The sequence below is a fragment of the Paenibacillus sp. BC26 genome, assembly GCF_900116125.1.
Taxonomy (GTDB): domain Bacteria; phylum Bacillota; class Bacilli; order Paenibacillales; family Paenibacillaceae; genus Paenibacillus_Z; species Paenibacillus_Z lignilyticus.
On sequence record NZ_FPAD01000001.1, the window covers coordinates 3,611,116 to 3,624,190 of the forward strand.

At 49.9% G+C, this 13,075-nt stretch carries 10 protein-coding genes and 2 rRNA genes; 1 reads left to right on the top strand and 11 read right to left on the bottom strand.

What is annotated here, in order from left to right; translation table 11 throughout:
- Positions 1-76: 76 nt before the first annotated feature.
- Positions 77-949: an AraC family transcriptional regulator gene (locus BM412_RS16340; RefSeq protein WP_091219983.1), complete on the top strand. Its 873-nt coding sequence runs from the start codon at positions 77-79 to the stop codon at positions 947-949.
- A 69-nt stretch (positions 950-1,018) separates the two neighbouring features.
- Here BM412_RS16340 and BM412_RS16345 read toward each other — a convergent pair whose 3' ends face one another.
- The 11 genes from BM412_RS16345 to BM412_RS16395 all read right to left on the bottom strand — a co-directional run.
- Positions 1,019-2,005: a Gfo/Idh/MocA family protein gene (locus tag BM412_RS16345; protein WP_091219986.1), complete on the bottom strand. Its 987-nt coding sequence runs from the start codon at positions 2,003-2,005 to the stop codon at positions 1,019-1,021.
- Positions 2,006-2,081: 76 nt separating this feature from the next.
- Complete coding sequence (locus tag BM412_RS16350; RefSeq protein WP_091219988.1) at positions 2,082-3,038, bottom strand: 3'-5' exoribonuclease YhaM family protein; 957 nt, start codon at positions 3,036-3,038, stop codon at positions 2,082-2,084.
- 109 nt (positions 3,039-3,147) lie between these two features.
- Entirely contained in the window at positions 3,148-4,770 is a 1,623-nt protein-coding gene (locus BM412_RS16355; protein WP_177245861.1) for a response regulator, read from the bottom strand.
- Between the two features lies 1 nt (position 4,771).
- Entirely contained in the window at positions 4,772-6,535 is a 1,764-nt protein-coding gene (locus BM412_RS16360) for a histidine kinase (RefSeq protein ID WP_177245862.1), read from the bottom strand.
- Between the two features lie 49 nt (positions 6,536-6,584).
- Positions 6,585-7,463: a carbohydrate ABC transporter permease gene (locus BM412_RS16365; protein WP_091219996.1), complete on the bottom strand. Its 879-nt coding sequence runs from the start codon at positions 7,461-7,463 to the stop codon at positions 6,585-6,587.
- Positions 7,464-7,475: 12 nt separating this feature from the next.
- Entirely contained in the window at positions 7,476-8,372 is an 897-nt protein-coding gene (locus BM412_RS16370) for an ABC transporter permease (RefSeq protein WP_256256377.1), read from the bottom strand.
- A gap of 91 nt (positions 8,373-8,463) precedes the next feature.
- Positions 8,464-10,275, bottom strand: a complete 1,812-nt coding sequence (locus tag BM412_RS16375; RefSeq protein WP_091219999.1) for a type 2 periplasmic-binding domain-containing protein — start codon at positions 10,273-10,275, stop codon at positions 8,464-8,466.
- Between the two features lie 188 nt (positions 10,276-10,463).
- Positions 10,464-11,711, bottom strand: a complete 1,248-nt coding sequence (locus BM412_RS16380; protein WP_091220001.1) for an MFS transporter — start codon at positions 11,709-11,711, stop codon at positions 10,464-10,466.
- Between the two features lie 17 nt (positions 11,712-11,728).
- Positions 11,729-12,055 carry an Mpo1-like protein gene (locus tag BM412_RS16385; protein ID WP_091220003.1) on the bottom strand — a complete coding sequence of 109 codons (327 nt, stop codon included), beginning with the start codon at positions 12,053-12,055 and terminating at the stop codon, positions 11,729-11,731.
- Positions 12,056-12,751: 696 nt separating this feature from the next.
- Positions 12,752-12,868: ribosomal RNA gene (gene rrf, locus BM412_RS16390) — 5S ribosomal RNA — on the bottom strand.
- Between the two features lie 121 nt (positions 12,869-12,989).
- Positions 12,990-13,075, bottom strand: a 23S ribosomal RNA gene (locus BM412_RS16395); the annotation flags it as partial.

Genomic DNA, 13,075 nt, shown 5'->3' on the forward strand with positions numbered 1-13,075 from the left:
CAGAATATAAATAATCGATTTCACTGAAAATATACCTTTTTTTGAACTAAACGTACATCTTGGAGGTGGCCAGTCGTTGAATCCGCTTCGCAAACATTTTGATCCCGACACTTCGCTGCCGATCGAGCTCGTTCTGCGCAGCACGAAGAACCTGCAATCAGAGCTGCCCGACCATCTGCATGACTGGTATGAAATCATTTATGTCCACAGCGGCGCCGGCACGTTTTTTATCAATCATACCTTCTATGAAATGCAGGCCGGTGATCTCTATCTGATCCCCGGCAATACGATTCATCGTACGCTCCCGCATTCGGATGAACCGATCACGTCATCGGCCATGTTCTTTAGCGGGCAATATGTGCAAACGACCGCGATCGGCAAGGATGCGTACTCTTTCTTGCGCTGTTTCGATATGGCCAAGACAGGACGAAATTACCGCATTGAGCTGCTCCCTGCCGAACGCAATCGGATTGAATCCATCATCGACGAGATGAACAAGGAGCTTCTGCTGCGTCAACCCGGCTATAGTCAAGCGGTGCTGCTGCTGCTGCAAACCGTGCTTCTCCATACGAATCGCAAAATGAATCCCGGTGAACCTAAGCAGCAGCTTGGCGGATCAAGACCGGGATGGCTGCAATCGGCGCTGAACTACATTGATGCTCATCTGGTAGAGAGCTTAAGCTTGTCCGCTCTGGCGGCGCGTGCAGCCGTCAGCCCTTCCTACTTCTCCAGAATGTTCAAGCAGATGACCGGGTTGAACGTAACGGAATATATCATCGCCAAACGAATTATGCATGCCAAGGAACTGCTCGGCGATACCGATTATACGGTTGCCGAAATTGCGTCCCAGTGCGGCTTCGAGAGCCTGCCGCATTTCTACCGCATGTTCAAGAAAGTGGCCGGCAGCACCCCTGCACATTATAAACGCGTGGATGATCGAACCAGATAATGGCCCTCGCCACACAAAAAAAGCTGCAGTCGCGTGAGTATCGCACTCATGCACCTGCAGCTTCTTCAATTATTTCAGATCAGCCGGATAAACCAAACCCTGCTGACGCCGCGCCTCATCGAGAACGCGCATAACGGCTAAGGAATTCGCATGCGAATTGAGCTTGGATTCCCGTTCTCCGCTTTGAATCAAATCGATGAAGGACTCCACCTCATAGCTCATCGTAGGGCGATCCACCGGCTTAGACACATCTTCAACCCGGCCGTCTCGGTAACTGATGCGTATGTTGATCGGCAAATTAATGCTGTCGATCGTCATTGTCGCTTCCTCACCTTGTATTTCCGCAAGCAGCGAGGAGTTGCTGATTTTGGAATACATGATGGAGGCTTCCATGTCTGCATACTTCGCAATTAGGCTTCCTTGTCCGTCCACGCCTGATTCCAGCAAATACCCGCTCGCCCGAATCTCATCCGGTTGACCGAACAGAACAACTAGCGGATAGATGCAATACACACCGAGATCCATCAAAGCCCCATTCGAGAATTCCGGTTTGAAGGCATTCAATACTTGTCCCGCTTTATAGGCATCGTAACGCGAGGAGTACTGACAGTAGCTGGCGAAATACCGACGAACCTTACCCAGCTTCGGCAGATTCTCCATGATCGCCGCGAAACCGGGCATTTGCGTGCTCTTCATCGCTTCCATGAACACAACGTCATACTGTTTCGCCGCATCGACCATCTGCTGCAGCTCGCGCGTATTGGATGCTGCCGGTTTCTCGCACAGGACATGTTTCCCTTTGCTCATAAACATAATCGCGAGCTCCGCATGGAGTGAGGTTGGCGATGCGATGTAGACGGCATCCAGCTCGCTGCTTGCTGCCATCTCGGCAGCGTCCGTGAATGTAAACGGGATGTTATGCTTGGCTGCGTACGCTGCCGCCCGCTCCTCGGTTCTGGAATAGACTGCGGTTAGGCTGAACCCTTCCGCTACTCTTGCTGCTTCGATAAAATGATCCGTAATCCAATTGGTTCCGATAACGCCAAATCTAATCATAACAATCCTCCGGCAATGGTGATAATTTCTATTGTAGCAAGAAGAACCGGCTGCCGCCATCCTTCCGAAGTAGCTGTTAGAAGGTAAGCCGGTAGAAGGCTTTATTCTCCAAACCGCGAATTTGCGGCGTCCATGCCTCATGGCTGCCCGTAGTGTCGAGAGCATCCTCGATCATTTGCAGCTTTGCATCGATCGAATCGATATGATGCAGGGCCAGCGCTTCGGCCAGCTGCGGCTGCACCGGGCTTCCCCATTCGCCCAGATTATGATGGGAGAGCACGAGATGCTGCAGCGCCATGATACGCTCCGAATCGGGATCCATCCCAAGGCGCATGGCAGCTTCCGCTACCCACAGCGAAGCTTGCGAGATATGCCCGATCAGTTTGCCCGAATTGCTATAGTCCGACACAATGCCAAGCTCGGAAACCATCTCCACCGGCTTCGCAATATCATGCAGAATAATGCCGGCCTTCAGCAGATCCGCGTTTAAGAACGGCCGCTGCTTGCAGATGAACTCACCCAGCTCCAGCATGCGAGAGATATGGTACACGAGGCCTGCGTAATAAGCATGATGATGCGATTTTGCCGCAGGCGCGTGAATCAGCTTATCGCCGACTTTGTTTAAGCAATAGTCTACAACCTCGCGGATCTCCTTGTCCGTAATGCTGTCTTTGGCCTTATGAATGCCTGCAAGCAGCACCTCCGGCTGAACCGGCGCCGATCTTACGAAATCCGTTAACTGCACGCCATCCGCTTCCGTCGTCCTGCGGATGCGAACGATCTTCACCTGCAGCTTCTCCCGGTAGAGCTGCGCAACACCTTGCACCTTCACAAGCGTCAGCGGAACCAGGTTTTCTTTATCCGAGGCGCTCACATCCCACAGCTTCCCGGCCACATGACCGCTGGCATCCGAAAGCACCACATTCATGAAATCCTTGGGAGGCGTCGTATTGGTTTGCTTCACTTCACTCTCTTTAATGAGATAGAAACCGACAAATTCATCGCCATCTCGTAAATCTTTGACAATCGTCATGCACATTTCCCTCCACCCATTCGACAACCTAGCTCCTAGAACTTCGGGAAAGCCATGGCAAAATCCTTTTATAAGCGCGCAATTTCCTATGAAACCGATCCATAGGCTGCTACCCCGATGACAGTACTGCCCGCTCCCGGTATTCCTGCGGTGTCATATTGGAGTGCGCCTTAAACAGCTTGATAAAATGAGGAACGGCCTGATAACCGAGCGTCTGCGCAATTTCGTAGATTTTCTTATCGCTGCTGCGCAGCATGTAGGTGGCCAGCTCCATCCGATATTTCAGAATATAATCGCTTAGATTAATGCCGGTCTCCGCCCGATAGGCTCGCGACAGATAAGCCGGATGCAAGCCAATATGCGCCGCAACCGTCTGCAGCGACAGACAGCCATTCATGTTCTGCTCCACATAATGATGGACCTTATCAATCAGGCTAACCTTCTGCTTGTCTGCTTGATCGCGAAACAGCTCCTGAATACCTCGTAAGATTACGTAAGCCCACCTCTCCAGCTGCGCTAGGGAAGGAGCGGCAGGCATGAGGCCAAAGGTAGAGCTGCCAAGCTCACTCAGCAGCTTCCCCTTCTTGTGCGCCATAAATTGATAAGCTCCTGCAATCGTAAAATACGCTTCATTCGCATACTCCGGCGGATAGTGTACACTTCTCAATTCATTAAAAATCTCGCTCAGCTTCTTGTCCGCTCCGGCCCAGTTTCCGGTATCGAGCAAATGCAGCAGCAGCGGCGGCTTATATAATGAGGTCATATTGCCGATTGCGAACGGCTCCGGTTGATCAGCCACCCGCAGAAACACGCTCTGCCTACGTTCCTCCTCGATGGCCCGAATCCCGTTCACGATCATGCGGTATTGCTTTGGCAGTCCCTCCGGGAAGGCGGTCCCATTCACGGCAAGCGCGATGGACAAGCTGTTGTTAAGCAGCGATTCCGCCTTCTTCTTCAGCTTGGCTGCTCGGCAATCCAGCGCCGAGCGGTCCATTCCCGAGAATAAGCCGTCTCTGCCGGCAATGGGCGAAGCGACACATACGAGATACTCATTCTGATCCAAGCAGAACCAGAGATGGAACGCATCATGAAACACTTCCTCCGCCATATTCATGACCGCATATTCAATCAGTGCGCGATCCATTCTTCTATAATCCTGCATGCGTCCTTCCAATCGTACGATGAACATCCCCGTATCCTGCTGCGAGGAGAACGGCAGCTCCAGCAGGGATAACTTTCTTTGAAGCTCCGCATCCGGTACTCGTCCATCACTTAGCAGTCTGCCAAGCAGCTCGCCGCGCAATGAAGGCAGGTTTTCTCTGTAGGCATATACACTGCGCTGCTGCTGAGTATGCACCTTCAACTCATCCGCAATCTCGTCTACGAGTTTCTCCAGCATCGCTCGAAGCTGTTCCGGGTTAACCGGCTTCATGAGGTAGCCCGAAGTATTATAAGGCACGATGCTTTGCGCATATTCGAAATCCGCATAACCTGACAGAACGATCAATTTTGCCTTCTGGTTCATCCTTCTGATCTCTTGGATTAATTCCACGCCGCTCATCTCCGGCATACGGATATCCGTAATCACAAGCTGAATCGGATGCTCCCGGAAGATCGCGAGCGCTTCTTCGCCCGAGTACGCTTTATGAATGCGCGCTATACCAAGCTCCGCCTTCGGTATTGTTGCCGCAATGCTGTCCACCTGGGAAGGGATATCGTCGACAATCAGCATTTCAAATATGGGAATCGCCTCCCTCATTGATAATTATGAGCCGTGCACGCAGTCCGCCTAACGTAGAGTGATCTAGGTGTAAGCCCGATAATGGGCCAAAATAATGCCTTAACCGCTGGTGCACATTCCACAATCCGAGACTTTGCAGCGCACTGGATTGCTGCAGCGAACTTCTCAGGGATTCCAGTGCTTCCTGTTTCATGCCGATTCCGTTGTCTTCTACCGCAAGCTCGCAGCCATTCTCCGTCCGATAGCCGGAGATGATAATCCGGCACTCTCCTTTTCTTCCTCCCATGCCGTGCACGATCGCGTTCTCCACAAGCGGCTGCAGGAGCAGCCGTGGCAGCAGCAGCTGCATCATGCCTTCTTCAATATGTTCATCGTAGCGAAGCCGTTCCGACTGCATCCGGTGAATTTCCAAGTAATTGCGAAGCAGATCCATCTCTTCCGCCAGGAAAGTGAGCTGCTGCTCCGTCTTCGTCGTATAGCGGTAATATTGGCTTAGATGCTGCGTGAAAGCGACAATTGCTTTCGTACGATCCAGCTGCGCCATACTTTGAATATAGGCAAAATTATTGTATAAGAAATGCGGATTAATCTGCGCTTGCAAATGCTTGAGCGAGGATTCCTTCGCGCGGAGCTCCTCGATATAGACCTTATCAATTAACGTTTTGATGTCGTCGGACATCAAGTTAAACTGTTCGATCAAATAATGAAATTCATTCTGCGGCTCACGTTCAATGCGATGCCCGTATTCTCCGCGGCGAAGCGACTTTACCGCACGAATGAGATCATATATCGGCCGCTGTACGTTCCGATACAGCAGTGCTGCGGCAGCAACGCCGAGCACCAGAAGCAGCAATCCTGCCCCATAGAAGATACGTTTGCTCCGATCGATCGGCTGCAGCACCTTCTTCATCGGCACAAAATCAACCAAGTACCAGCCTAACGCGGCAGATGCAGCATAGTTAACCAGGTAGGGCTCATCATGAAACGTAATCTTGACGGAGCCTTCTTTATTCAGCGTATTCTGATTAAGGATGGCGAATTGACGAGTCATTTCCTTGACGAGCTGTTTATCCGAGTCATGCGTCTGAATGCTTTCAAATGACGGATGATACAAGAAAGGCTTGCCGCCGCTGCCCTGCATGAACCTCTCCAGCATGCTGACCAGATTCTGCGTGGAGAAGGTTACTTCTACATATAAATTTGGATTTTCGGGCTTTCCCAGCGGGGTGAAGGGTAGAATCAAATGGCGCACGAACGCCATCTCTTGCCCCCGTTCCGTTACAATTTGCCGATAATCCCAATAGTCTTGAACCGCACTCTCAAAGTAAGCTTCGTTGTACTCTTCCATCCAATTGGTCGATACCGCTACGCCGGACGGCGGTGAGAAAACAGTCAATTTGTTGGTCCAGGCTAAGGTGGTCGACTGCATGTCGAGCTTCTCCTGCAGCAGCTTTTTCGCTTCCAGTCTTGAATAGGTTTGCGCGTTTGAGGATCGGAACTGAAGCTGAACGACATCCGGTTCTCTGGCGATGACGAAAGCCGCTCTCCACAGCCGGTCTACCTCCGTGTCCATTTGATCGACAAAGAAACGGAGCCGGTTCAGGTTAACCTGAAGCAGCTCTCGTTCCACTACGCCCGTGCTTATTTTGTTAGAAGAATTGTACATCATCACGATCGGCACAAGCAGGAGCACGATGACGATCATGATCTTGGTAAAAATATTGATTCTGCCGCCTACGGCACGTCTGAATCTCATCTGGCTCACCATCCGAATCCGTTCCACTTTGAGATGAATAACGACTAGATTAGGATTTTACAGAACCGAGCACGATCCCTTTGACAAAATATTTCTGCAGAAACGGATACACCATCAGAATCGGTAAAGCTCCGATGAAGATCTGTGCCGCTTTGACCGTTCGGTTCGAGAAGTTGGCAATCGATTCCGTCGATACGCCGATTCGGGATAAGTTGTCGCTGACAATCATGGAGTGCAGATACGAGGCCAGCGGGTAGCCATCCGGCTTCGACATATAGATGATGCCATCAAACCAAGAGTTCCAATGCGATACCATCGTGAACAGCGATAACGTCGCGATAGAGGGCATCGATACCGGTAAATAAACACTCCATAGTACGCGCAAATGGCCGGCACCATCGATGTAGGCCGCTTCCTCCAAGTCCTGCGGAATGGTTCGGAAGAAGTTGAGCATGAGGATCATGTTCCACACGCTTACCGCACCGGGCAATACGAGAGCCCAAATGCTGTCCAGCAGATGAAGCTTGCTGATCACAATATAAGAAGGAATTAATCCCCCTGAGAATAACATCGTGAAGACGAACACCCACGTATACACTTGACGCCCGGGAAATCGAAGGCTTGTTTTCGATAAACTGTAGGACGCCATCGTAATAACAGCCATCGATATGACCGTCCCCAGAATCGTACGCTCTGCACCGATCCACATGGCCATCAAAAACTTCTCATTGGCTAATGTCTTGGCATAGGCGTCCACTGTAAAACCGATTGGCCAGAAATTGACGATGTTCGCTGTCGCTGCGGCACGTGAGCTGAAGGACACCGCAAATACGTGGATCAACGGAAGGATACAGAGAATGCCGAGCAAACTTAACAGAATATTGTTGGAAATCGCAAATGCAGCGTAACCTCGGGAGCGAAATTTCATTACGGGCCTCCTTTAGAAGATTCGGTAGTTGGCTAGCTTGTAAGCCAATCTGTAGCTGACAATAATCAAGATGAAGCCGATTACCGACTTAAATAGCCCCACGGCCGTACCAAAGCTGAATTGACCATTATTCAAGCCTACGCGGTAAACAAACGTATCAATAATGTCGCCATGCGAGAATACAAGCGGATTATAGAGATTTAAGATTTGATCAAATCCGGCATCCAAAATACGACCCAGAGATAACGTTGCTACTACGATCACGATAGGCAATATGAGGGGTATGGATATGTAAATGACTTGCTGCCAACGGGTGGCCCCATCAATCTCTGCCGCTTCATATAAAGCCGGATTAATACCGACGAGCGTAGCCAGGAAGATAATCGCCGAGAAGCCGAATTCCTTCCACACGTCGCTGATAATGACCGTAACCCGAAACCACTGGCCATCGCCCAGGAAGAAGATGCTCTTGCCGCCAAACGCTTCGATCAGCCGATTCACGATTCCGCCGTCCGTTGATAGAATATCGATCATGATCCCGCCAAGAATGACCCAAGATAAGAAGTGGGGCAAATAGACAAGTGTCTGCAGAATTCGTTTGAAGTATGTTTTGGCAACTTCGTTTAGCAGAAGCGCGAATATGATCGGTACGAACAAATTAATGACTAGTTTAAATGATGCAATAATGAGGGTGTTCCAAATCACCTGTTTGCTGTCCGGATATTCAAACAAGGTGCGGAAATGCTCCAGTCCGACCCATGCCGACTTCGTAATGCCAAGCCATGGCTGGTAGTCTTCAAAGGCAATGATGACGCCGAATAACGGAATGTAGTTGAAAATGATACATAACACTAACGCAGGCAACACCAGTAAATGAAACGGCCATGTCTTCCTCCAATATGACGCCACGCTGCATCCTTCCTTTCCATAGAAAAACGGGGGATCGGCGACAGCTTGCAGCAGCCTCTCCCCCGTTTTGAACGCTGTCACTTCATGGTTGTTATTTGATACTTTCGGCGTACCATTCGTTCACTTCTTCGGTAATCTTCTCGCCGCCGTTATCCAGCCATTGCTTAGAGAATTCGTCGAAGAACTCGAGCGGCTTCTCGCCGTAAATAATTTTCAGGTAGCTCTCCGTAGCGAGTTTCTTCAGCAGCTCGCCTTTGGATTTCATTGTAGCCGTCATCGGACCGGTGAAATAGTTTTTACCTTCTTCGATGCCTTGGTTCATCCGGACACCGGCAGCAATGATTTGCTTCTTCGCCATTTGCTTGACGTCAAACTCTCTTGTCGTCAGCGGCTCTGCATTCGGATCGGCAAGGAATTTCTTGATCGGGGCGTCATTGGAGAACGGAATCGTCGTTGTACCGCCAATGATGCTTGCGATCATGAAACGCATATCCATGCGGCTGCCGTCTTTAAGCGGCCATTTGTCTTCCGGCACGCCTGCGTCCTTGTAGTTCCCTTTGACGATTTTACCGTCCATATTTACATAATCGTACCCTTCGTGATAACCGTCCTTGAAGCGTGGATCGAAGTACGGATCGCCTTCTTGCTCCAAGTTTTTAGCGAAGATTTTGTTGAAGTAAGCGAACCATGCTTCGATATCTTTGAAGTCTTTGTTGAACATTGTGAAGCCGCCCGTGATCGACTTCTCAGCGCGGCCAACTGTACCGTCAGCACCGGCAGGAAGCTCGAATGGCTCGAAATCTGCTTTTGGATTCAGTTTGGTGACGTCGCTAAGCGGCCAGTCGCCCATCCAGAACGGTCCAAACATAACGCCTGCTTTGCCGCTGGCAGCCATTTCGGAAGCTTTCATTGGATCTTTGATTCCGGCTTCTTTATCCATGTAACCTTTGCTCATCCAGTCCCTCATCGTTTCCAGGTACTTCTTCGCATCCGGATGAATCGCGCCGTAGCTCAATTTGCCGTCATCGCCTAAGTTCCAGTAGCTGGTAACATCGTACGTATTGATCATTTGTTTCGTAAATGCGCCGACAATCGCGTCCGTTTGCCCCATCCATGTCCATGGACCTTCTTTTAACGGTACTGCCAGACCGAATGTATCCGCTTTGCCGTTGCCGTCCGGATCGTTTTCGGTAAATTGTTTGAGAACGTTTTCAAGTTCAGCTACCGTTTTAGGCGGTTGCAAACCGAGCGTATCCAGCCAATCTTTACGAATCCACATGACCGTACCTTCATCGCCCATGAAGAAGCTTGGCAATCCGTAAAGCTTGCCGTCACGTTTTACTCCGCCTAGCGCATAGTTGTATTTCTCAAGAATCTTTTTGTATTCCGGATGCGCATATTTCTCTATCGCTTCATCCAGCGGCATAACCCGATCCGCGGCAATCAGATTCTGAACCGAGTCGCCCGGAGCCGAGAATACATCAGGAAGCTTCCCGTTGCTGGAAAGCAGCAAACGAATTTTCGTATCGTAATCTTCCGGTTTCGTAACGATAAAATCAAACTTAATGTCGATCCCCATGTTTTCTTTCATCCAGCGGGTATGCACATTGTCCTCCATGGACTCACCGGGCTTGAAAGCATTCCCCCTGGAGGCGCCATCATCTACAACCGCAGTTGTAATCGTAATCGGAGGATCGAATTTCAGGTTCCAAATATCAGCCGCCGGCTTCTCGTTGGTTGCTGCCGCACCGTTGTTTGCAGCTTGATTGTTCGTCTTCGTTGCTGAATTGTTCGCGGCTTCTTGATTGCTGTTGTTGCTGTCGGAACAAGCAGCCAGCGTTGGAAGCATGCCAAGGACGAGAGAGAGCGTAACGCCTTTTGCTAGCTTTGTATACCGTTTCATGTTCTACCCCTTTACTTTGTAGTGGTGCTTACAAGGCTAATTATAGAGGCGCGTATTTGATGTTTATATATTCCATTCTTTACTTCATATCGCAAATTGTACATTGACGCACTTCCTGCTGAAACGTAAAAAACCATGCGCTGATTCAATATCAGCAGCACGGTTTTTCCTTGTTTTACCAAGAACTATTACCCCGAGATGGAGCTGTGCAAGTCGGTTCGTGAGGTTCTTCTGCCATACAGGATCATCATAATCACGCTTGCCAGGAACGCCACGACGATAAAGACAAGCGGAAACTTGGCATTGATCGTATACGTCCAGCCGCCAAGTATGCCCGCAGGAAACGTGAAAATCAGGATAAGCACGCCCAGAATAGAGAAGACTTTCGCTCGGTTATGGTCATCGATTGCATTCTGTATGGAGGACTCCAAATAAGGGCTCGCCAGCAGACCCCCAATGGCCATCAGTACCGTACTAATGATCGTCGCCGTAATGTTCTCAGGTGCGGTTGTCAGCAGCATGACGAAAGACACCGCCGAAATCAAGAACCCCGCAATCATATACTGATTGGCAAGCCGCTCTTTGAGCCTTGGGGTAGCCACCATCAGAAAAAGGATCATGGCAGCCGAAGAAATCGCCGGGAATATGGAAATGATCGAATCATTGATGTGAAGGGCATCCACCCAATAGACAGACAAGTACGTATTACGCAGTGTCATCTGGAAATTGAACAAGATGTACACGCCGAAAATAATCATCAGCGCTTTATTCGCTACGATCAACTTCATAACGTCTTTGTATTCCGTTATCGTATCCGACAGGCTGACTTTTGAGCTTTCTTCCATCTTCTTCAAGCCGATCGCTGTCTCGTGTGTCGTGAAATGACGCACGATCATCATGATGGTCATCCCAATGAAGGCAATGACATACATGATGCGCATAGCCGGCACTAATGTGAATTGGCTGACAAACAAGCCGCCAAGCGGTGCGAACAGCCCCCCGATAACCCCGATAAACATCAGAATCGTAAACACGATGGAACGATCCTCCGGATCGGTATCCTCTACGAGCAGACAATACCAAGCTGTAGTCGGCACGCGCTGGAAGCTGTTCACAACTGCGGCCACCAGGAAGAACCAGAAATTTTGCGATACCGCCCAGATCAAAGTCGCAACGCTCCAACTAATGAGATCATATACAAGCAGCGCGCGCCGCCTGCCCATTTTGTCAGTCAAGTGCCCGCTGATTAAGGAAGTGAAAATTTGCATGGCCATGCCGATCGATGTAATAAGCCCTATCTGTGTTTCGCTTACTCCCAACTCAAGCATATAAATCGAAGCATACGTCATGTACATGTTAAATGGGATCAGAAACAGCGGCTCATAGAGCAAGCAATTTCTCGCATTCCCTTGAATTCTTCTCCACACGCGCGGCATCCCCTTGATCCGACTCGTTATTTATTGATGCCATTCTTCTTTAACTCTTGACCCAGCTTGCCAAACAGCATGTAACCATACATTCGAAAATCCGCCCGCAGCGACCATACGGGATGCCCGAAAGTGGCCGGCTTATTCCCTTCGATAAAGAAATGGCTGAACCAGGCCAGTCCGTATGCGATAACAGGTGCCAGCAGAAACAACCACCACTGAAACACAAAGCTCGCGGCCACACACAAGAGTACACATGACGTACCTACAAAATGCCAAGCCCTTGTCGATGCTTTCCGATGCTGTGAAAGGTAGAACGGCCAAAATTCCTCGTAGTTTTGAAATGATTGCATCGACGTTATCCCCCATTCGGATGTAAGCGTTCTCTTTCGATGAAGTTATGTTACGAAATCCAAGGTACCACATCCCTTGTATTCGCACAACAAAAAAACGACTCTACGGAGTAGAGTCGACGCTGAGGCATCTCCAGGCAAGTTTGCCTGGAGTCCGGCTGGGCCGGCTGGGCGGCCGGGTAGCTTGCGGCTGGGCAGTTTGCGGCTGGCAGCAACCGACCACCCGGTAATTCGTGCTTGGCGGCCGGGCCTACTCTCCTAATAAAATTGTAACGGTCTTAAATGACCATTACAGCCATTTATCGCCATTAGCCCGACTGTAACGGTCACTATTGTCCATTACAGCTGATTCATTAGTGTTTTGAGCAGATTTTCGGTTCTAACGGACATTAGTGACCGTTAGATTTCTTATTTGGGGTACCATGGCTTCTAACAGACATTATTGACCGTTAGATAACAAATTTTTGGTGTTCTGGGCTTATAACAGATATTTATGACCGTTAGGTGGCTGTAATCTTTTCAAGGACCAGGTCCGGCGGCCCCGTTTGAACATTATAGTAGAGATTAATGGGGTTAGGTGATTGTGCCCGTGACCTGCTCATTGGATCCAGCCTCATCCTTCTCTGCCATCGCCATCGGTAATTAAGCTCGTAAACAACGAAAAACCGACCACAATAGTTGTGGTCGGTTCATCGTGCTTGGCGACGTCCTACTCTCCCAGGACCCTGCGGTCCAAGTACCATCGGCGCTGGAGGGCTTAACGGTCGTGTTCGGGATGGGTACGCGTGGTTCCCCTCCGCCATCGCCACCAAACGGTGATCGCGTTAGCGATACTATAGACAAGGCTTACGCCCTGAAAACTGGATACGAACCTTTGCGAAGGTCTTGTTTTAGCTGATGTTGTCCGAAGTTGAACATCCGAGCTGAATGTTCGTAGGATAAGCCCTCGACCGATTAGTATTCGTCAGCTGCATGCATTGCTGCACTTCCACCTCGAACCTATCAACCTGATCGTCTTTC